19 protein-coding genes are annotated in these 18,737 nt (G+C 64.6%); 6 read left to right on the top strand and 13 right to left on the bottom strand.

Translation table 11 applies throughout. The annotated features are described in order from the left end of the window. Positions 1-97: 97 nt before the first annotated feature. The 8 genes from EN862_RS12580 to coxB form a co-directional block, all read right to left on the bottom strand. Entirely contained in the window at positions 98-853 is a 756-nt protein-coding gene (locus EN862_RS12580; protein ID WP_189401751.1) for an SURF1 family protein, read from the bottom strand. Continuing rightward, positions 850-1,236: a DUF983 domain-containing protein gene (locus tag EN862_RS12575; RefSeq protein WP_112125877.1), complete on the bottom strand. Its 387-nt coding sequence runs from the start codon at positions 1,234-1,236 to the stop codon at positions 850-852. Before EN862_RS12575 ends, EN862_RS12580 begins: the two co-directional genes overlap by 4 nt. Positions 1,237-1,353: 117 nt before the next feature. After that, complete coding sequence (locus tag EN862_RS12570; protein ID WP_127867085.1) at positions 1,354-2,235, bottom strand: cytochrome c oxidase subunit 3; 882 nt, start codon at positions 2,233-2,235, stop codon at positions 1,354-1,356. Position 2,236: 1 nt separating this feature from the next. Beyond that, entirely contained in the window at positions 2,237-2,866 is a 630-nt protein-coding gene (locus EN862_RS12565) for a cytochrome c oxidase assembly protein (protein ID WP_127867084.1), read from the bottom strand. Continuing rightward, complete coding sequence (locus EN862_RS12560) at positions 2,866-3,057, bottom strand: hypothetical protein (RefSeq protein WP_112125881.1); 192 nt, start codon at positions 3,055-3,057, stop codon at positions 2,866-2,868. The genes EN862_RS12565 and EN862_RS12560 overlap by 1 nt, the downstream gene beginning before the upstream one ends. Beyond that, entirely contained in the window at positions 3,054-3,998 is a 945-nt protein-coding gene (locus tag EN862_RS12555; protein ID WP_127867083.1) for a heme o synthase, read from the bottom strand. Before EN862_RS12555 ends, EN862_RS12560 begins: the two co-directional genes overlap by 4 nt. A 77-nt stretch (positions 3,999-4,075) precedes the next feature. Further along, positions 4,076-5,725 carry a cytochrome c oxidase subunit I gene (ctaD, locus tag EN862_RS12550; RefSeq protein WP_127867082.1) on the bottom strand — a complete coding sequence of 550 codons (1,650 nt, stop codon included), beginning with the start codon at positions 5,723-5,725 and terminating at the stop codon, positions 4,076-4,078. Positions 5,726-5,763: 38 nt separating this feature from the next. After that, positions 5,764-6,648: a cytochrome c oxidase subunit II gene (gene coxB / locus EN862_RS12545; protein WP_127867081.1), complete on the bottom strand. Its 885-nt coding sequence runs from the start codon at positions 6,646-6,648 to the stop codon at positions 5,764-5,766. 327 nt (positions 6,649-6,975) lie between these two features. Between coxB and EN862_RS12540 the strand changes: the two genes are divergently transcribed. The 5 genes from EN862_RS12540 (at position 6,976) to EN862_RS12520 (ending at position 11,144) form a co-directional block, all read left to right on the top strand. Then, positions 6,976-7,515, top strand: coding sequence for an invasion associated locus B family protein (locus tag EN862_RS12540; RefSeq protein WP_095816318.1), 540 nt, complete (start codon positions 6,976-6,978; stop codon positions 7,513-7,515). Between the two features lie 71 nt (positions 7,516-7,586). Next, positions 7,587-8,054 (top strand): YbjN domain-containing protein, encoded by a 468-nt coding sequence (locus EN862_RS12535; protein WP_189401748.1) that lies wholly within the window; start codon positions 7,587-7,589, stop codon positions 8,052-8,054. 100 nt (positions 8,055-8,154) lie between these two features. Next, positions 8,155-9,567, top strand: a complete 1,413-nt coding sequence (tldD, locus tag EN862_RS12530) for a metalloprotease TldD (protein WP_127867079.1) — start codon at positions 8,155-8,157, stop codon at positions 9,565-9,567. A 66-nt stretch (positions 9,568-9,633) separates the two neighbouring features. Next, positions 9,634-10,329 carry an NAD-dependent deacylase gene (locus EN862_RS12525; protein WP_127867078.1) on the top strand — a complete coding sequence of 232 codons (696 nt, stop codon included), beginning with the start codon at positions 9,634-9,636 and terminating at the stop codon, positions 10,327-10,329. Between the two features lie 131 nt (positions 10,330-10,460). Continuing rightward, on the top strand, positions 10,461-11,144 hold the full coding sequence (locus tag EN862_RS12520; protein ID WP_348632073.1) for a transglutaminase-like cysteine peptidase: 684 nt from the start codon (positions 10,461-10,463) through the stop codon (positions 11,142-11,144). 139 nt (positions 11,145-11,283) lie between these two features. Here the strand turns inward: EN862_RS12520 and EN862_RS12515 are convergent, their stop codons facing one another. The 3 genes from EN862_RS12515 to EN862_RS12505 form a co-directional block, all read right to left on the bottom strand. Next, complete coding sequence (locus EN862_RS12515; RefSeq protein ID WP_127867077.1) at positions 11,284-13,605, bottom strand: caspase domain-containing protein; 2,322 nt, start codon at positions 13,603-13,605, stop codon at positions 11,284-11,286. Positions 13,606-13,764: 159 nt separating this feature from the next. Continuing rightward, positions 13,765-15,006, bottom strand: coding sequence for a class I SAM-dependent RNA methyltransferase (locus tag EN862_RS12510; protein ID WP_127867076.1), 1,242 nt, complete (start codon positions 15,004-15,006; stop codon positions 13,765-13,767). After that, positions 15,003-15,779 (bottom strand): TlyA family RNA methyltransferase, encoded by a 777-nt coding sequence (locus EN862_RS12505; protein ID WP_127867075.1) that lies wholly within the window; start codon positions 15,777-15,779, stop codon positions 15,003-15,005. The genes EN862_RS12510 and EN862_RS12505 overlap by 4 nt, the downstream gene beginning before the upstream one ends. Positions 15,780-15,879: 100 nt before the next feature. Here EN862_RS12505 and EN862_RS12500 point away from each other — a divergent pair, with 100 nt between their 5' ends. Beyond that, complete coding sequence (locus EN862_RS12500) at positions 15,880-16,281, top strand: GFA family protein (protein ID WP_127867074.1); 402 nt, start codon at positions 15,880-15,882, stop codon at positions 16,279-16,281. On the opposite strand, the gene EN862_RS12495 is transcribed toward EN862_RS12500, so the two are convergent. Beyond that, complete coding sequence (locus EN862_RS12495) at positions 16,278-16,568, bottom strand: hypothetical protein (RefSeq protein WP_127867073.1); 291 nt, start codon at positions 16,566-16,568, stop codon at positions 16,278-16,280. The genes EN862_RS12500 and EN862_RS12495 overlap by 4 nt on opposite strands. A gap of 151 nt (positions 16,569-16,719) precedes the next feature. Next, complete coding sequence (gene dxs, locus EN862_RS12490; RefSeq protein WP_127867072.1) at positions 16,720-18,627, bottom strand: 1-deoxy-D-xylulose-5-phosphate synthase; 1,908 nt, start codon at positions 18,625-18,627, stop codon at positions 16,720-16,722. Positions 18,628-18,737 lie beyond the last annotated feature (110 nt).

Genomic DNA, 18,737 nt, shown 5'->3' with positions numbered 1-18,737 from the left:
TTTGACGCAATTCCGGACGGAAAACCGCTCACACTTTTCCTGGAATTGCTTCAGGCGAAATGAGGCGTGCACCCCTGCCCTGTCAAGAGCGCGGGCTTCACGCTTCCTTTGCCGGGCGGCGCAGCCTCAGGATCAGCACGGCGGCGAGAGCCGCAGCCAAGCCATACCAGGTGACCGCATATTGCAGGTGATTGTTGGGCAGGTCGATGATGGTGACGCCTCCGACCGGCAAGCCGCCGGGATTCGGCGTCTTGTCGGCATCGATGAAGAACGGCACCAGCACGAAGCCTGCCGGCAATCCGGCTGTGGCGGCCATGACGTCGCGGTCTTTCCAGTAGAAGATGTTCTTGGCGACATCATTGTCGGGAAGCATTATCGACGGTTTTCCCGGCAGCGGGTTGCGGGCAAGCCCGGTCAGTGTCACCTTGCCGGCGATCTCGCCCTGTTGGCGCCTGGCCGGATCCTTGAGATCGTAGGGGACGAAGCCGCGGTTGACGAGCACGAAGCGGCCGTCCTCGAGCAGGAGGGGCGTGTAGATATTGAAGCCGCTGTCGCCTTCCCAGGTCGAAAAGAAATGCCGCTCGCCCTGGTGCAGGAAGGTGCCTGTCACCGTCACCGGGGTGTAATCGACATCGTGGGAAGCCGCGAATAGCTTCTCGACGTCGGCCAGCGGCAACGGCGCGGAATGAGTCCGCTTGTCGATGGTCGCGAGCAGGTCTTCCTTCCAGTGCAGGCGCTGGACCTGCCAGGTGCCGAGCCCGATCAGGATGGCGAACAGGACAAGGCCGAGGCCGATGAGCAACGCCGAGCGCGGCCGCGAACGGCCGGCCGCCGAACCGGTCGCCTCGGTCATTCGTGGGATTCCAGCCTGCCCTCGGAGGCTTTCTTCGAGTACTGCAAGGTGATCAGCACGCCCTTGATCAGGCGCAGCGCCGTCAGGCAGAGCACCAGCGCCAGCGGTATCCATAAGATGAAGTGCAGCCAGAGCGGCGGGCTGAACGTCACCTCCATCCAGAGCGCGAGGCCGACGACGAGGAAGCCGATGATCAGAATGACGAACACCGCCGGCCCGTCGCCGGCATCGGCGAAGGAATAGTCGAGCCCGCAATTGTAGCAGCGCTTGCCGACGGTGAGGAAACCCGAGAACAGCTTGCCTTCGCCGCAGCGCGGGCAGCGGCCATGCAGGCCCGCCGAGATCGGGTCGATGGGCGGCCAGATCGCCTTGTCTTCGCTCATGCCGGCACCGTAGACCCTTTCGCTTGAAAAGATAAGGCGGCCACGTCGCCGCGGCCGCCCGTTGCTCCAAGCAAATTCCGCAAAAGCCGCTACGCTTTTCCCGGAATTGCCTTTTTATCAGTGGCCTTCGATCAGCGCGCCGTTCGAAGCCCAGACATAGACCGCGCTGAACAGGAACAGCCAGACCACGTCGACGAAGTGCCAATACCAGGCGGCCGCCTCGAAGCCGAAATGCTGCTTGGGCGTGAAGTCGCCCCTTATCGCGCGCACCAGGCAGACAGCCAAGAAGATGGTGCCGATGATGACGTGGAAGCCGTGGAAGCCGGTCGCCATGAAGAAGGTGGCGCCGTAGATCGATTCCTTGAACGCGAAGGGCGCGTGCATGTACTCGTAGGCCTGCACCATGGTGAACAGCATGCCGAGACCGACGGTCAGCACAAGGCCGTTGATCAGGCCCTTGCGGTCGCCATGCAGCAGCGCGTGATGCGCCCAGGTCACGGTCGTGCCCGACAGCAGCAGGATGATGGTGTTGTAGAGCGGCAGGTGGAAGGGGTCGAGGACCTCCATGCCCTTCGGCGGCCAAACGCCGCCGGTGAAGGCGGTGCGAGCATACTGGTTTGCCTCGCCGGGGAACAGGCTGGCGTCGAAGAAGGCCCAGAACCAGGCGACGAAGAACATCACCTCGGAGGCGATGAACATGATCATGCCGTAGCGCAGATGCAGCGACACGACGCGCGTGTGGTAGCCCTCATGCGCTTCCTTGATGGTGTCCGACCACCAGGCGAACATCGTGTAGAGCACGATGATCATGCCGATGAAGAACAGCCACGGATTGGCGATGTTGTGACCGAAGACCGGGAAGTTGCCGCCCTTCAGATACTGCATCAGGCAGACGCCGCCGATGGCGGTGACCAGTGCGCCGACCGAACCCAGGAATGGCCAGGGGCTCGGGTTGACGAGATGGTAGTCGTGGTGTGGTTTTGCGTGCGCGTCTGCCATATCAACCCCCGAGGCTTGCTTCGGAATCTGGAACTTTGTTGGTGCTGCTGCCAGCGGCCGGAGCCGACGAGGCGACCGGCTGTTTCTTTTCGACCGGGAACATCGTGTAGGACAGGGTGATGGTCTTCAAGTCCTTGAGTTCCGGCACGTTGACGATGTCTGGATCGACATAGAACACGACCGGCATGTCCAGTGTCTCACCAGGCTTCAGCGTCGTGTCGGTGAAGCAGAAGCACTCCACCTTGTTGAAGTAGGCGCCGGCCATTTCCGGCTGCACGTTGAACGAAGCGCGGCCGGTGATGGGGCGGTCGAACTTGTTGGTGGCGCTGTAATGCGCCTGCGTCGTCTCGCCTATCTTGATCGTCACCGAGCGGGCCACAGGCTCGAACTGCCACGGAATGCCGTTGGTATTGGCATCGAAACGGATGGTGATGTCGCGGTCGAGCACGCGGCCGGCATATTGCTTCTCGGCACGCTGCGTGGTGCCGCCATAGCCGGTGACCTGGCAGAACATCTTGTAGAGCGGCACGGCAGCGTAGGCCATGCCGACCATGCCGGTGAAAAAGGCAAGGCAGACGGCGGCGACGATGCCGTTGTTCAGCTTGCGGGACTTGCTCAGCTCTCCCCCCATCAGCCGCCTCCCAACAGGCCCGAGCCGGTGAGGCTGGCGCCCTGGTGGCCGAAGCGCACGATGGTGGCGGCGTAGAAGATGACGACCAATGCCGCCAGCGCGACAGCGATGGCGATGGACCGGTTGCGGCGCGCCTTCTGCTGGCGTTCCGTCAACGTGACCAGTTCGAGCTTCTTGTCGGCCACGGTCATGCTCCTCCCATCATGAGGGCGCGCCCGACCACACAGTCGACGAGATAGGCGGCGAAGATGGCGAAGAGGTAAAGCAGCGAGTAGCCGAACAGCGCCTTGGCCGGCTTCATCGCGCGATCGTCGTCGGCCATGCCAAGCACTTTCCAGGCATACCAGACGAAGCCCGCGCCGAGAACGGCCGAGACGACGCCATAGCCGGCCGTGGTGTATCCCAGCGCCCAGGGCAGAACGCCGACCGGCGCCAGGATCAGCGCATAGGCAAAGATCTGCCGGCGGGTCGAGGCATGGCCGGCGACGTTCGGCATCATCGGGATGCCGGCGCGGGCGTAGTCGTCGGACTTGAACAGCGCCAGCGCCCAGAAATGCGGCGGCGTCCACAGGAAGATGATCAGGAACAGGATCACGCTTTGCAGGCTGACCGAGCCGGTCACGGCGGCCCAGCCGATCACCGGCGGAATGGCGCCGGCAGCGCCGCCGATGACGATGTTCTGCGGCGTCCAGCGCTTCAGCCACATGGTGTAGACGACGGCGTAGAAGAAGATGGTGAAGGCAAGAAGCGATGCCGACAGCCAGTTGACCAGCACGCCGAGCGTCATCACCGACAGCACCGACAGCACCAGGCCGAAGGTCAACGCTTCACCCGGCGTGACGCGGCCGGCCGGCACCGGGCGACCGGCGGTCCTCGTCATCACGGCGTCGATGTCGGCGTCGTACCACATGTTGAGCGCTCCGGAAGCGCCCGCGCCTATGGCGATAGCCAGGATGGCGATCATAGCCAGCAGCGGATTGATGGTGACCGGGGCCGCGACAAGGCCGACAAAGGCCGTGAAGACGACCAGCGACATGACGCGCGGCTTCAACAGGGCGAAGAAATCGCCCGCGGTCGCTTCCGACATGCGAAAGCCCGCTTCCTCCGTCAATCTGTTTCCGGCAAGGGCCATGCGTACTTAAAGTCCATCATTCCGTTGGCCAAGACCGCCGGACAAGCCGGCGCCCTCGTATGCGTCGGTAGCGCCGCCTACTTGATCTTCGGCAGCTGTTCCCACTGGTGGAACGGCGGCGGCGAAGGCAGCTGCCATTCGAGCGTGGTGGCACCCTCGCCCCACGGATTGGCGCCCGCGACGCGCTTCTTCTGGAAGGCCTCGAACACGCCATAGAGGAAGATCGCGACACCGACGGCCGCGATGTAGGAGCCATAGGACGACACCATGTTCCAGCCGGCGAACGCGTCCGGATAGTCGACGGTGCGGCGCGGCATGCCGGCGAGGCCGAGGAAGTGCTGCGGGAAGAAGATCAGGTTGACGCCGACGAAGGTGACCCAGAAGTGGGTGTTGGCGATCACCGGCGAGTACATGTAGCCGGTCATCTTCGGGAACCAGTAGTACCAGCCGGCGAAGATGGCGAACACCGCGCCCAGCGACAGCACGTAGTGGAAGTGGGCGATCACGAAATAGGTGTCATGCAGCGAGCGGTCGAGGCCGGCATTGGCCAGCTGAACGCCGGTGACGCCACCGATGGTGAACAGGAAGATGAAGCCCAGCGCCCACAGCATCGGCGGCTTGAAGGAGATCGAGCCGCCCCACATGGTTGCGATCCAGGAGAAGATCTTCACGCCGGTCGGCACCGCGATGACCATGGTGGCGAACACGAAGTAACGCTGCGTGTCGAGCGACAGGCCGGTCGTGTACATGTGGTGCGCCCAGACGATGAAGCCGACGGCGCCGATCGCGACCATGGCGTAGGCCATGCCGAGATAACCGAAAACAGGCTTCTTCGAGAAGGTCGAGACGATGTGGCTGATGATGCCGAAGCCCGGCAGGATCAGGATGTACACTTCGGGATGGCCGAAGAACCAGAACAGGTGCTGGAAGAGCAGCGGGTCACCGCCCTGATCCGGCACGAAGAAGGCGGTGCCGAAGTTGCGGTCCGTGAGCAGCATGGTGATGCCGCCAGCCAGGACCGGCAGCGACAAGAGCAGCAGGAAGGCGGTGATCAGCACGGCCCAGGCAAACAGCGGCATCTTGTGCAGCGTCATGCCGGGAGCGCGCATGTTGAAGATGGTGGTGATGAAGTTGATGGCGCCGAGGATCGAGGACGCGCCGGCGATGTGGATCGACAGGATCGCCAGATCCATCGCGGGCCCGGGCTGACCGGACGTCGAGAGCGGCGGGTAGATCGTCCAGCCGCCGCCGACGCCGAAGGCACCCGGGGCGCTCGGCACGAACATCGAGGAGAGCAGCAGGATGAAGGCCGGAGGCAGCAGCCAGAAGGAGATGTTGTTCATGCGCGGGAAAGCCATGTCCGGCGCACCGATCATGATCGGCACCATCCAGTTGGCAAAGCCGCCGATCAGGGCCGGCATGACCATGAAGAAGATCATGATCAGGCCGTGCGCGGCGCCGAAGGCGTTGTACATGCTCTTGCCGCCGTCGATGGCGGCGTCGCCCTGCATGCCATAGACCATCTGCGCCAGACCGCTGAAGATCTGGATGCCCGGCTCCTGCAGCTCCATGCGGATGGCGACCGAGAGCGCGCCGCCGATGATGCCGGCCATGATCGCGAAGATCAGGTAGAGCGTGCCGATGTCCTTATGATTGGTCGAGTAGACCCAGCGGACCCAGCCATGCGGCCTGTGGTCGTCGTGATCGTGAGCTGCAGCCTCTGCCATGTTCCGCTCCGTTCCCTAAATCTTGCTAACCCGCGGCATCAGTTGCCGGCGGCCGCTACCTTGTTGGTACCATCGATCTCGGCCATCAGCGCCTTGTTGGCGGCAGGCACGTCGGTCTTGGCCGTCTCGAGCCAGGTCTTGAACTGCGCATCGGAAACGACGCGGACCGCGATCGGCATGAAAGCGTGGTCCTTGCCGCAGAGCTGCGAGCACTGGCCGTAATAGAGGCCTTCCTTCTCCGCCTTGAACCAGGTCTCGTTGGTGCGGCCGGGAACGGCGTCCATCTTGATGCCGAAGGACGGCACCGCGAAGGAGTGGATGACGTCGGTCGCGGTGATCAGCATCCGGGTCGTGGTGTTGACCGGCACGACCAGCTCGTTGTCGACGGCGAGCAGGCGCGGATAGAGGTTGCGATCCTCCTTGCCGGCCTTGGCACGGTCGCCATCCTGCAGAACCGCCGAGTTGAACGAGAAGGTCTTGTCGACCTGATACTCGTAATCCCAGTTCCACTGGTTGCCGGTCGCCTTGACGGTGAGCTTGGCTTCTTCCGGCGGCGTGTACTGCGCGGTGAGCAGCTGGAAGGAGGGAATGGCGATGAGCAGGAGCACGATCACCGGCCCGACCGTCCAGATCACCTCGATCAGCGTGTTGTGGCTGGTCTTTGACGGCACCGGATTGGCGCTGGCGCGGAACCTGACGATGCAAGCCAGCAGAAGCACCAGCACGAGAACGGTGATCGGGACGATGAACCACATCGTGTAGTTCCCGAAGCGCTCGATCTGCCGCATCATGTCGGTCGCTGGCTCCTGGAAGGACACCTCCCACGCCCGCGGCTGGTCGGCACGGGCCGCGGCACCGGAGAAGAGCACGGCCGAAGCTGCCGTACCTGCCAAGAATTTAGCGCTTGCCAGGAATTTCCTCATCGCCCTCTCGTCTCCCGCTTCCCGCGATCTTGTCGCACCAATAACGGACGATACCGGGATTGGGAATCCCGGTCTGTCCCTGGGTGGTTCAAACCATACTCTTTTTCCCTCCGCAAGAAAGGAGCGGAGGAAACCGTGCGGCATTTTTGCGCGCAACACGAAGGCCGTGTTCGGCGCTCGCCACGCTATATGCGCAACGGCCCCAATTCGGGCGAATTTGCTTTGGAAAAGCACGCAATTGCCGGTATCGGGGCGCACCGGCGACGGTCTCGTCCTTTACTTGGCCCGGGCGCAGCTTAAAGTGCCGTGATTCGCAATGGAGCCGTCATGACTTCCTGGCTTTCGAGAACCTTGGCGAAGGTCGTTCTTGCCGTCGCCTTGCTCGGCGTCGGCATAGCCGTTGGCGCCGCCGCCGCGCCGAACAACGCCACGCCGCCCAGCGGCACGGTGAAGTCGACGCATGGCGCATGGTCGATCATCTGCGATACGCCGGCGGGAGCGACCTCCGAGCAATGCGTGATGATGCAGAACGTCGTCGCCGAGGATCGTCCTGAAATGGGGCTTTCGGTCGTGGTGCTGCGCACCGCCGACAACAAGGCCGAGATCCTGCGCGTGCTGGCGCCGCTCGGCGTTCTGCTGCCCAACGGCCTCGGTCTCAATGTCGACGGCAAAGATATCGGCCGCGCCTATTTCGTGCGCTGCTTCCAGGACGGCTGCTATGCCGAGGTGATCCTCGAAAAGCCGCTGCTCGACACGTTGAAGAGCGGCACCTCGGCCACCTTCATCGTCTTCCAGACCCCGGAAGAGGGCATCGGCATTCCCGTCGACCTCAAGGGCTTTGCGGAAGGCTTCGCCGCCCTACCTTGATCTTCTTGCCCATGCGCCGCTTCCGACGCCGAGGTCGGTGGCGAATGCGCGTTTGGCGGCCAGGAGGTTCTATGCGCGCGTCGCTGTCCATTTCCATTGCCGGTCTGGTGTTGGCCGGCGCGGTTTCGGCAGCACGGGCGCAGGATGCCGACGTCCTCCAGCAGCCAGACCCAGCGACAGTCCTCGGTATCGCCAAGGGCTTCGGCTCGGCCAGGATGGACAAGGACGACAATGGCGACCCGATGATTTCCGGCCGCGTCGAAGGCGTCAAATACGTGATCTATTTCTATGGCTGCGAAGACCACGAGAACTGCAGGTCGCTGCAGTTCTCGACCGGCTACACCGATCCGCTGACCGCCGACCAGGCCAATGCCTGGAACGCAAAGTACCGCTGGGTGAAGGCCTATTCGGGCGGCGGCTCGAATTTCAAGATGGATGTCAGCTTCGCCGGCGGCATCACCAAGGCCAATCTGGAGGAGCAGTTCTCCAACTGGAACGCGATGGCCGGCAACATCAAGGACTTCGTCAACGGCAAGTGACGGCGTCGCAATCGCCGGCTTCATTCTCGTTGGCGATTGTGCGACGGCAGCTTCGCGCCTACATCCGTTGCACGATTTTGTTCCCACGAATGGATTTGCCATGAACAGCCTGATCGGCCAATTCGATATTTCCGACGATCGCGTCAAGGAGATCGTCACCGAGACCATCAAGGGCGCCGACGATGGCGAGCTGTTCCTCGAATACAGCGAGAGCGAGGCGCTGATGTTCGACAATGGCCGGCTGAAGACGGCCAATTTCAACACCGACCAGGGGTTCGGCCTGCGCGCCGTAGCCGGCGAGGCCACCGGCTATGCGCATTCGAGCGATCTTTCCGAAGCCTCGCTGCTGCGCGCGGCCGATGCCGTCTCGGCGGTCAAGGGCGGCTATTCCGGCACGCTTGCCGGCGCGCCGGCCCGCACCAACCGCCATCTCTATGGCGACGAGAACCCCATCCCCTCGCCGTCCTTCGAGGCCAAGGCCAAGCTGTTGCAGGAGATCGACGGCTGGCTGCGCGCGAAGGACCCGCGCGTGCGCCAGGTGACGGCCTCGCTTGCCGCCTCCTGGCAGCATGTCGAGATCGTGCGCGGGGACGGCCAGATCGTGCGCGACATCCGCCCGCTGGTCCGGATCAACGTATCGGTCGTGGTCGGCAGCGGCGACCGGCAGGAGAGCGGCTCCTACGGGATGGGCGGGCGCAAGAGCTTCGGCGAGTTCGTCAGCGAGGAAAGCTGGAAGCATGCGGCAAGCGAGGCTCTGCGGCAAGCGCTGGTCAATCTCGAGGCGGTTCCAGCGCCCGCCGGAACGTTCGACATCGTGCTGTCCAGCGGCTGGCCGGGCGTGATGCTGCACGAGGCGGTCGGCCACGGGCTCGAGGGCGACTTCAACCGCAAGAAGACATCGGCCTTCGCCGGCCTGATGGGCCAACAAGTGGCGGCGAAGGGCGTCACGGTGGTCGACGACGGCACCATCCCCGAGCGGCGCGGCTCCCTCACCGTCGATGACGAAGGAACGCCTTCGGCGCGCAACGTCCTGATCGAGGACGGCAAGCTGGTCGGCTATATGCAGGACCGCCAGAACGCCCGGCTGATGGGCATGAAGGCGACCGGCAACGGAAGGCGCGAGGGCTATGCCCACCAACCGATGCCGCGCATGACCAACACCTACATGACCGCCGGCGACATGGAGCCGGAAGAGATCATCGCCTCAGTCAAGAACGGCATCTACGCCGTCTCCTTCGGCGGCGGCCAGGTCGACATCACATCGGGCAAATTCGTGTTCGGCTGCACCGAGGCCTACATGATCGAGAACGGCAAGGTGACGCAGCCGATCAAGGGCGCGATGCTGATCGGCAACGGTCCGGACGCCATGCACCGCGTCAGCATTATCGGCAACGACATGAAGCTCGACAACGGCATCGGCATGTGCGGCAAGGCCGGACAGGGCGTGCCGGTGGGCGTCGGCCAACCGCATCTCAGGATGAACCAGATGACGGTGGGCGGCACCAGGGTTTGAGGCACCGGAGCATTCCGGTATCATCGCCCGCGAAAACAGCGGGTTCGCAATTCAGGGACCTCGGCCATTTCCAAGATCGTCATCCTGACGGGCGCCGGCATTTCGGCGGAATCGGGTGTCGCGACATTCCGCGATCCCGACGGCGTCTGGGCTAAATTCAACCTCGAGGATGTCGCCACGCCGCAGGGCTTTGCCCGCGACCCCGCGAAGGTCCAGGATTTTTACAACATGCGGCGGCGCCAGGTGGGCGCGGTCAAGCCCAATGCCGCGCATGCGGCGCTGGCCAAGCTCGAACAGGCGCTGCCGGGCAAGGTGCTGGTCGTCACGCAGAACATCGATGACCTGCATGAGCGCGCCGGCTCGCGCAGTCTGATCCACATGCATGGGGAACTCGGGCGCGCGCTTTGCCTTGGCTGTGGCGAAAGCAGCGCATGGGTCGACGACATAACTGTCCAATCGCAGTGCCCGGCCTGTGGTGCTGGATTGCGGCCGGACGTCGTCTGGTTCGGCGAGATGCCCTATCGCATGGAAGAGATCGGTGATGCGTTGACCGGCTGCGACCTCTTCGCGGCGATCGGCACCAGCGGCAGTGTCTATCCAGCGGCGGGTTTCGTGGAGGAGGCGCGTGCCGCCGGCGCCTTGACGGTCGAGCTCAACCTGAAATGCGCCGGCTGGGCCTCGCGTTTCGACGAGCAGATCGAGGGACCGGCCACAGAGGTCGTGCCGGCCTTCGTCGAGCGCATTCTGTCCGGCAAAGGCTGACCATTGCGCTTTCCGGCCGTGGGCGCCTGCTCGCTCCTTGAAGTGAACACAATCGTGTTAGGACATTATTAATTGTTTAATTGGCCGGGCCGGCGTTTGCGCATTAGCCTGTCGCCAGTCTCCTCGTTGCGGTGGTGTTGGCAGTGAAGCGATCCCCTTGCGTCCCGACCTCTTCCTTCCTGTTTGGCCTTGTTTCGTTGATTGGTGTTTCATCGTTCTGTGTCAGCCCTGCAGCGGCGCAGTCGTTGCTGTTCAAGCTAACGTCGACACGACCTGCCGCCAGTTCCGCCACGGTCGGCGCAAGCACCAGCGTTCCTTATGGCTGGCTCGATTTCTGTCATCGCCGGCCGAAGGAGTGCAAGGTGCACGCTTTGCCTGCCGCGAGCGTCAAGCTGACCGCGCAGAACATGCGTACCCTCCAGCGGGTCAACCAGAAGGCCAACCGCTCCATCAAGCCCGTGAGCAACTACGACCACTGGGGCACGATGATGGACCACTGGGACTATCCGACGGACGGCAAGGGCGACTGCAAGATCTACGCGCTCTACAAGCGCAAGCTTCTCCAGGAGGCAGGCTTCCCCCGGCAGGCGCTGTTGATGACGGTGGTGCGCGACCTGAGCGGCGAGGGCCATACCATCCTGACGGTGAAGACCGACAAGGGCGATCTCGTGCTGGACAATCTGGTCGACGAAATCCGGCCCTGGAACGCGACCGGCTATTATTTCCTGAAGCGGCAGTCGCAGCAGAACCCGAACATCTGGGTTTCGCTCAACCAGCGCGGCGGCACGGCGAAACGACTGACGCCGAGTTCATAGCCGACATTGCTTAACCGTATGCTCGGCCAGTCTCCGGCGGATTGACACGCTGCGGCCCCACGACCGCCCGATCCGCGGATTGATGAGCCGGGAAGCCCGGCCCATCAATTGAAAAGCTGCCGTCCCGCCTGCGGCAAGCCTATTGCTTGCAGGGCGGCTCGCCCGGAAGACCGCAGCTCGGCTTCTTGTTTCCCTGCTGCGGCTGCGGCTTGGGCTGCTGCACCAGACGCTTCTCCTGCGGCTGGACCTGGAACTTCGGCTGCGCATGGAATTCGGGCTTTTCCTGCTTGGACAGCACCTGCGCGTTCGGTTTGTTGACCTTGAAATTGCGCTGGACATCGACCTCGCCGCCGGCCGGTTCACCGCCCAGCTTGCGTAACTTCTTGCCCTTGTCGTTGCCGAAGACTGTGCCCTGCCCGTTTGGAACGAGGGTCTCGCCGGCAAGGTCCTTGCGCGTGAGCCGCTTCGGTTTGCCGCCATTCTGGTCGGACAGGCTCGTCGGGTTGTTGTTCCCAAGCTTGTCCTGCACCGTCGGCTTATTTGTGGCAGGCACGCCGTTGACGGCAGGCAGCTTGCGGAATTTGCCCTTGCCGGTCTGCACCTCGGTGCCCTGACCGGTGGCGACTTCGCCCTGCTTGCCGAGCGTTTTCAGGCGGCTGTCCGCCGCTGCCGGCTTGCCGTTGACGAGCGGGAGCGGCTTGCCGTTCGGGAGCGGAACCGTCTTGCCATTCGCGAGCGGAACCGTCTTGCCTTTGGCGAGGGGCAGCGGCTTGCCGTTCACCAGCGGCAGCGTCTTGCCGTTGGCTCCCGGCAAGGCATGCTCGGTCGCAAGTTTCTTCGACAAGGGCTTTTCCAGGGGCGCCACCAGGCCGGGCTGCTTGCCTTGCTGAAGCACGGCCTTCTTCTGCAGCAGCGGCGGCAGCGCCACCTTGGTGGCCAAGGCGGCGGCGCCCAGCCCGGCCGCGCCGGCGGTCAGCTTCTGGCCGGTGGTCAAGCCACCGCCCTGCCCCGCCTGGTTGTTCTCGTTGATCACCGTGTTGTTGATGATCGTGGTGTTGTGGATGTTGTTGAAGATGATGTTGTCCGGCGGGGGCACGATGTCATGCGGCGGGTTGATCCACCTTGGGAACGGCACGAAGACCGGCACCGGCAGAACAAAAACCTCGACCGGCGGGCGTGGTGGCGGCAGCACGATGAATTCCGGCGGCGGCGGCGGCAGGAAGATCACCGCGACCGGCGGCGGCGGATCGAAATCGAAATCTGGATCGTCGAAATAGAGCACCGGACGCTCGACATAGATGATTTCCTCCGGCGGTGGCGGCGGCACGTCATAGACGATGATGGAGAAGCTCGGCGGCGGCTCAAGCTCGGCGTCGAAATGCTCGAGCCGGCGGCGCGCGTCCCAGGCGTGCGGCCCGTGCGGATAGCGCTCGAGGTAAGACCAGTAGGCCTCGGGCGTGTCGCGCATCCAGGTCTGACGCCAGGTGATCGCCTCGCGCCGCGCCGCGATGATGGCGCGCACGCGCTTGGCCATCGGATCGTGCGGATAGGCGACGAGGAAATCCTCGTAGCCGCGCATCGTGTCGCGGTCGAGGGCCGCGACATAGGCGTCATGGGCGTCGAAATCGCGGATCTCCCTGGTGCGGTCGGCCTGGGATTCCGCTTCGGAAACCTGCGGTGGCGGCGCATCCGGCGCGCGGTCGAAGAAAACGAAGGGCGCGTCGATTTTCGAGGCGTCCCACGGCACCTGCGCGCCTTGCGTGACCTCGTTGACGCGCAGGCGGGTGCGGTCGAACACATCCTCGAGCGAAAGGCCGCCATCGCGCATCATCTCGGCGAGCGCCTGGGCGTAGGCCCCGTACGGCCCTTTGCCTTCCGGAGCCGCCGTGCCCGGCGCGGCGTTGAAGGCGATCAGCATGTTCGGGTCGGGATCGACCAACGCGAGACCGCCGGCCAGCGGCTGGTCCGACTCGGGAAAATCATTCGGCCGCGCCGCGTCGAGCACGACGATGTTGACCTTGTTCGGCAAGGCGGCGAGCGGCCTCGTGAGGTCGGAAACCCGCACCGCCTGGATCGGCACGTCGGCCGGATTGGCGATCTTGGCGTCGACCGGCAGGAAGTAGTTCTCGCCCTCGAACTGCGCGCCATGGCCGGCCAGGTAGACGAAGACGACCGCGTCGGGACCGGCGTCCGAAACCTTGGCCAGGAAATCGCGATAGGCGCCGCGCAACGATTCCTGGTCGACATCGCGGGCGCCGACGACGTCGACGCCGGCCGCCTGCAAGGTCTGCGCGATCAGTCCGGCATCGTTGGCCGGCGTTGCCAGTTCGCCCGATGGATAGGCGGCATTGCCGATGACGAAGGCGAGGCGTTTTTCCCCCTGGGCCAACGCGCCGGTCGCCGAACCGGCCGCGAGGATGATGAGGACAAGCGAAGCGAGGAGTTTCTGGAGCGTGCGCATTTCAGGCCACCCTGGATAAAGCAACCAACGCTGACAGGGCCCTTCCTCTTCCCCCAGCGATTGCGAATAGATCGGCGCAAAGAGGCGGCTTTGCGGCGCGACTCCGGCGGCCCGCGCGCAAGCGGCGACTTCAACAAAATGTGATCGAAGTTGCTTCGGCTATCGGCGCCGCTTCGGCCTCTCCAAAAGCGCCACGGCCTCGACATGCGACGACCACAGGAACTGATCGATCGGCGTGACACTCTTCAACGCATAGCCGCCGTCGATAAGGATGCGCAGATCGCGCGCGAGCGTCACAGGATTGCAGGAGACGGCTGCGACCAGCGGCACGTCGGAACGGGCGATCTGCTTCGACTGTTCCTCGGCGCCGGCGCGCGGCGGGTCGAAGACCAGGCCGTCGAAGGCGTTCAACTCCTTGAAGGTCAGCGGCCGGCGGAACAGGTCGCGGCGTTCGGCGGTCACCCGCTTCAGGCCGGTGGCGAAGCGGTAAGCGCGGTCGAGCGCGGCGAGTGCCGCGGCTTCGCCTTCGACGGCATGGACCTCGGACTTCGCGCCAAGCCGCAGGGCGAAGCTGCCACAACCGGCAAACAGATCCGCGACCTTCCTGGCTCGCGACAGATGCTGGCCGACGAGGCCGGCCATCGCCTGCTCGGCGGCTTCCGTCGCCTGCAGGAAGGCGCCAGGCGGCACGGCGACGGCGACCGGGCCGAACTGCACCACCGGCTTCTTCGGCTCGACAATGATCTCGCCGTCGACGGAAAGCCGCGCAAGGCCCTCGGCCATGACGAAGTTGGAGGCAATGCGTCGCTGGTGGTCGCCAAGCTTGCCGGCCTCATGGACGGCAATGTCGAGGCCGGAAGCAGTGACGGTCACCGTCATATGAAAGGCTTTCGACGTGGCGCAGACCAAGCCAGCCAGGGCGCGCAACCTGTCGAGCGCCGAGACGATCGCCGGAAGTGAGATCGGGCATTCCTCGATCGGGATGATCTCCGACGACAAGGCGCGAACGAAGCCGAGCAGAATGCCGGCCTCGGTGCGCCTGGCGCTGAAAGTGACGCGACGGCGGCTGTGCGGCGCGCAAGGCACCAGCGCGGCGATGTCGCAAGCGATGCCCTTGGCCTTCAGCGCCTGCACGACCCTCTCGCGCTTCCATTGGCGGTAAGCTTCGGCCTCGTAATGCTGGAGCGCGCAACCGCCGCATTCGGTGAAATGGCGGCAGGTCGGGTCGGTCCTGAGCGGCGAGGCTTCCAGCACCGACATCAGCGCGGCGCGGTCCTTCTGGCGCGCGGCGGTGACCGTCTCGCCGGGCAGCGTGAACGGAATGAACACCTCCCCGCCCTCGGCGTTGGCGATGCCGTCGCCCTGCGAGCCCAGCCTGGCTATGGTGAAGCGTGTGCTCATCGCAATGGTCCCGCGTCCTTGATGGCGGCCAGCAGGAACTCGCGGTTGCCGTCGCCGCCTTCGATCGGCGACGGATGCAGCCCGAGGACCCGCCAACCGGGGAAGCCGGCGAGCCAGTCGCGCAAGCCGACAGCAACGCGCTCAGCGTCTTCAGGCTCCCTGAGCAACCCTCCCCTGCCGATCGCCTCGCGCCCGGCCTCGAATTGCGGCTTGACCAGAAGGATCGCCTTGGCGCCCTCGCCCGCCAATTCCAGCGCGGGCGGCAGCGCCAGCTTCAGCGAGATGAAGGAGACGTCGCAAACCAGGAAATCCGGAACGCGGCCGCCGAGATCGGCCGCCGTCAGATCGCGGGCGTTCAACCCTTCGATTGCGGTGACGCGCGGATCAGCGGCAATGTCGGGGTGCATCTGGCCGTGGCCGACATCGATCGCCGTGACGTGGGCCGCGCCGCGCTCGAGCAGCACCTGGGTGAAGCCGCCGGTCGAGGCGCCGACATCGAGCGCCTCGCTGCCGGCAGGATAGAGGCCGAAACGGTCGAGGCCGGCGATCAGCTTCAATGCCGCGCGCGACACATAGGCCTGGGCAGGATCGTCGATGGCGACGACACAATCCGCCGCGACGGGTTGGCCGGGCTTGCGCGCGACGGTGCCGTCAACCGTGACCGTGCCGCGCTCGATCGCGTCGCGGGCGCGAGATCGGCTGGCGAACAGGCCGCGCCCGACGAGCAATTCGTCGAGCCGCTGGCGCTGGCTTGATGGCAAAGGGGAATTCATCGGCCTTCATTGGCGAAAGGCGGGCGCGAACGCAATGGGTTGAATACCGCGCAAGAGGCTGCAGAATGCCGCCACGGCGGGCTGTCGATCGGAGGTGTCGATGCTGAAGGGGACCTGTCATTGCGGCGCGGCCCATTGGACGCTGGAGGGTGATCCGGGTGGAATCACCGCCTGCAATTGCACGCTTTGCCGCCGCTACGGCGCGCTCTGGGCTTATGATTATGCCGATGAACGCATTCGGCTCGCCGGGCCGCTGAAGTCCTACACGCGCGCCGAGGTGGCCGAACCCGCGCTGGAAATCCTGTTCTGCCCGACCTGCGCCTGCGTGCTCGCCTGGCGCGGCATGCTCTCCGACGAAAGCAGTCGCACGCGCATCGCCGTCAATGTCAGGCTGGCGCCGCCGGAGGAAGTCGCCGACCTGCCGATCGACCATTTCGACGGCCTCGAGACGTTTGACGACCTGCCGCGCGACGGGCGTTGCGTGCGCGATATGTGGTTTTAGAAAACGGTTCGCGAGACCCGACGTTCGACGGCTGGCGTCAAGCCATCGTTGCCGGAGGCTTCCTTGCGCGGCGCCTCTACTGGCGCCGGCTCCGTCGGCATCGTCACTTCCGGCAGCACAACGAACTGCGGCCTCTGCTTGTAGGAGAAGCCGCCGCGGATGTTGCCCATCTTGCCGGCGACAATGTCCCTCGCCGCCTTTTCGATATTGCGGTCGTAACGCGTTTCGGCTGCCACCGGTGCGATCATGGACGCCAACAAGCCCACGCCGCAAAGAAACGATTTCATGGTTCTTAGTCCCCTGCCCAGGACCAAGGTCTTAGCAGGGCGCCGTTGAAAATCGGCCAAGAGACAGGGTAAGCGAACCGCCAAACGGGAGCGTTAACAAAAGCTTATGGCCGGAAGCCGGCAAACCGATTCAGCGTGTTGAAGTCCTGATTCAGGCGCGCTGTGCCTGCACGCCATGACCGAGCGTCGCGAAGACCGTGCGCACGATGCCGGCAGAATCCAGGCCGGCATCGGCATACATTTTTTCGGGCTTGGCGTGGTCGGTGAACACGTCCGGCAAGACCAGCGGGCGCACCTTGAGGCCGCTTTCCAAGAGGCCTTGATGGGCAAGGAAATGCAGGACCTGGCTGGCGAAGCCGCCGATGGCGCCCTCCTCCACGGTCACCAGCACTTCATGCGAACGGGCGAGCCGGCGGACCAGATCCTCATCCAGCGGCTTGGCGAAGCGGGCGTCGGCGACGGTGGTGGAGAGGCCGGCGGCGCCGAGCTCCTCGGCGGCCAGGAGGCAATCCTGAAGCCGCGTGCCGAAGGAAAGCAGCGCCACCTTGGTCCCTTCCTTGAGGATGCGGCCCTTGCCGATCTCGAGCACCGAGCCGCGCTCCGGCATGTCGACGCCGACGCCGTTGCCGCGCGGATAGCGGAAGGCGATCGGACCGTCATCATAGGACGCCGCCGTGCACACCATATGGCGAAGCTCCGCCTCGTCGGCCGCGGCCATGACGACGAAGCCCGGCAGCGTCGCGAGAAAGGTCGTGTCAAAGGCGCCGCAGTGGGTGGCGCCGTCGGCGCCAACGAAGCCGGCGCGATCGATGGGAAAACGCACCGGCAGCTTCTGGATCGCCACATCATGGACGACCTGGTCGTAAGCACGCTGCAGGAAGGTCGAATAGATGGCGGCGAACGGCTTGTAGCCTTCGGTGGCCAGCCCCGCGGCGAAGGTGACCGCATGCTGCTCGGCGATGCCGACATCGAAGGTCCGCTTCGGGAACACCTCGCCGAACAGGTCGAGGCCGGTGCCGCTCGGCATGGCGGCGGTGATGGCGACGATACGCTCGTCCTGGCGCGCTTCCTGGATCAGGCTCTCGGCGAAGACCTTGGTGTAGGCGGGCGCGTTGGCCGGCGACTTGGCCTGCGCGCCGGTGATGACGTCGAACTTGTTGACGCCGTGGTATTTGTCGGCGGCGGCCTCGGCCGGCGCATAGCCCTTGCCCTTCTGGGTCACGACATGGATCAGCACCGGGCCCTTGCCGTTGTCGCGCACATTCCTCAGCACCGGGATCAGGTGCTCGAGATTATGCCCGTCGATCGGGCCGATGTGATAGAAGCCGAGCTCCTCGAACAAGGTGCCGCCGGTGACGTAGCCGCGCGCATGCTCGACCGCGCGGGTGATGGCGCGGTCGGCGCGCTTGCCGAGATAGGAGGTCAGCTTCTTGCCGAAATCGCGCAGGCCCAGATAGGCCTTGCCGGAGGCGAGCCTGGCCAGATAAGCGCTCATGGCGCCGGTCGGCGGCGCGATCGACATGTCATTGTCGTTGAGGATGACGATGAGGCGGGCATCCAGCGCGCCGGCATTGTTCAGCGCCTCGAAGGCCATGCCGGCCGACATCGAGCCGTCGCCGATGACGGAAATGACATTGTTGCGCCCGCCTGACAGATCGCGCGCCATGGCCATGCCAAGGCCGGCGGAAATCGAGGTCGAGGAGTGCGCGGCACCGAACGGATCGTATTCGCTCTCGGCGCGCCGGGTGAAGCCGGAGAGACCGCCTTCCTGGCGCAGCGTGCGGATGCGGTCGCGGCGGCCAGTCAGGATCTTGTGCGGGTAGGCCTGGTGGCCGACGTCCCAGATCACCCGGTCCTGAGGCGTGTTGAAGACGTAATGCAGGGCAACCGTCAGCTCGACGACGCCGAGGCCGGCGCCTAGGTGGCCGCCGGTCTGCGAGACGGCGTCGATGAGCTCGGCGCGCAGTTCGGCGGCAAGCTGCGGCAGTGCCCCCTCATCGAGCTTCCGCAGGTCCGCGGGAATGCGGACCTTGTCGAGCAGCGGCGTGTCTGGCTTCACTCGGGCGCGTCCTGCCTCAATTGATCGAACAAGGCGCTACCAACAAATTGCGCCATAATCATGCGCGGAATAGGCCGCCGCCGGGCGAATGTAAATGCGCGTCAGTGACG

Origin of the sequence: Mesorhizobium sp. M2E.F.Ca.ET.219.01.1.1, from assembly GCF_004016445.2 — a bacterium.
Lineage (GTDB): Bacteria > Pseudomonadota > Alphaproteobacteria > Rhizobiales > Rhizobiaceae > Mesorhizobium.
Note: the sequence above shows the minus strand (reverse complement) of the source record. Positions and strands in the feature narration are given on the sequence as shown.

What these genes read in the sequence shown, in the direction of transcription:
- EN862_RS12580 (WP_189401751.1), bottom strand. Translation starts at nt 853, where the DNA reads ATGACCGAGGCGACCGGTTCGGCGGCCGGCCGTTCGCGGCCGCGCTCG.
- EN862_RS12575 (WP_112125877.1), bottom strand. Translation starts at nt 1,236, where the DNA reads ATGAGCGAAGACAAGGCGATCTGGCCGCCCATCGACCCGATCTCGGCG.
- EN862_RS12570 (WP_127867085.1), bottom strand. Translation starts at nt 2,235, where the DNA reads ATGGCAGACGCGCACGCAAAACCACACCACGACTACCATCTCGTCAAC.
- EN862_RS12565 (WP_127867084.1), bottom strand. Translation starts at nt 2,866, where the DNA reads ATGGGGGGAGAGCTGAGCAAGTCCCGCAAGCTGAACAACGGCATCGTC.
- EN862_RS12560 (WP_112125881.1), bottom strand. Translation starts at nt 3,057, where the DNA reads ATGACCGTGGCCGACAAGAAGCTCGAACTGGTCACGTTGACGGAACGC.
- EN862_RS12555 (WP_127867083.1), bottom strand. Translation starts at nt 3,998, where the DNA reads ATGGCCCTTGCCGGAAACAGATTGACGGAGGAAGCGGGCTTTCGCATG.
- ctaD (WP_127867082.1), bottom strand. Translation starts at nt 5,725, where the DNA reads ATGGCAGAGGCTGCAGCTCACGATCACGACGACCACAGGCCGCATGGC.
- coxB (WP_127867081.1), bottom strand. Translation starts at nt 6,648, where the DNA reads ATGAGGAAATTCCTGGCAAGCGCTAAATTCTTGGCAGGTACGGCAGCT.
- EN862_RS12540 (WP_095816318.1), top strand. Translation starts at nt 6,976, where the DNA reads ATGACTTCCTGGCTTTCGAGAACCTTGGCGAAGGTCGTTCTTGCCGTC.
- EN862_RS12535 (WP_189401748.1), top strand. Translation starts at nt 7,587, where the DNA reads ATGCGCGCGTCGCTGTCCATTTCCATTGCCGGTCTGGTGTTGGCCGGC.
- tldD (WP_127867079.1), top strand. Translation starts at nt 8,155, where the DNA reads ATGAACAGCCTGATCGGCCAATTCGATATTTCCGACGATCGCGTCAAG.
- EN862_RS12515 (WP_127867077.1), bottom strand. Translation starts at nt 13,605, where the DNA reads ATGCGCACGCTCCAGAAACTCCTCGCTTCGCTTGTCCTCATCATCCTC.
- EN862_RS12510 (WP_127867076.1), bottom strand. Translation starts at nt 15,006, where the DNA reads ATGAGCACACGCTTCACCATAGCCAGGCTGGGCTCGCAGGGCGACGGC.
- EN862_RS12505 (WP_127867075.1), bottom strand. Translation starts at nt 15,779, where the DNA reads ATGAATTCCCCTTTGCCATCAAGCCAGCGCCAGCGGCTCGACGAATTG.
- EN862_RS12500 (WP_127867074.1), top strand. Translation starts at nt 15,880, where the DNA reads ATGCTGAAGGGGACCTGTCATTGCGGCGCGGCCCATTGGACGCTGGAG.
- EN862_RS12495 (WP_127867073.1), bottom strand. Translation starts at nt 16,568, where the DNA reads ATGAAATCGTTTCTTTGCGGCGTGGGCTTGTTGGCGTCCATGATCGCA.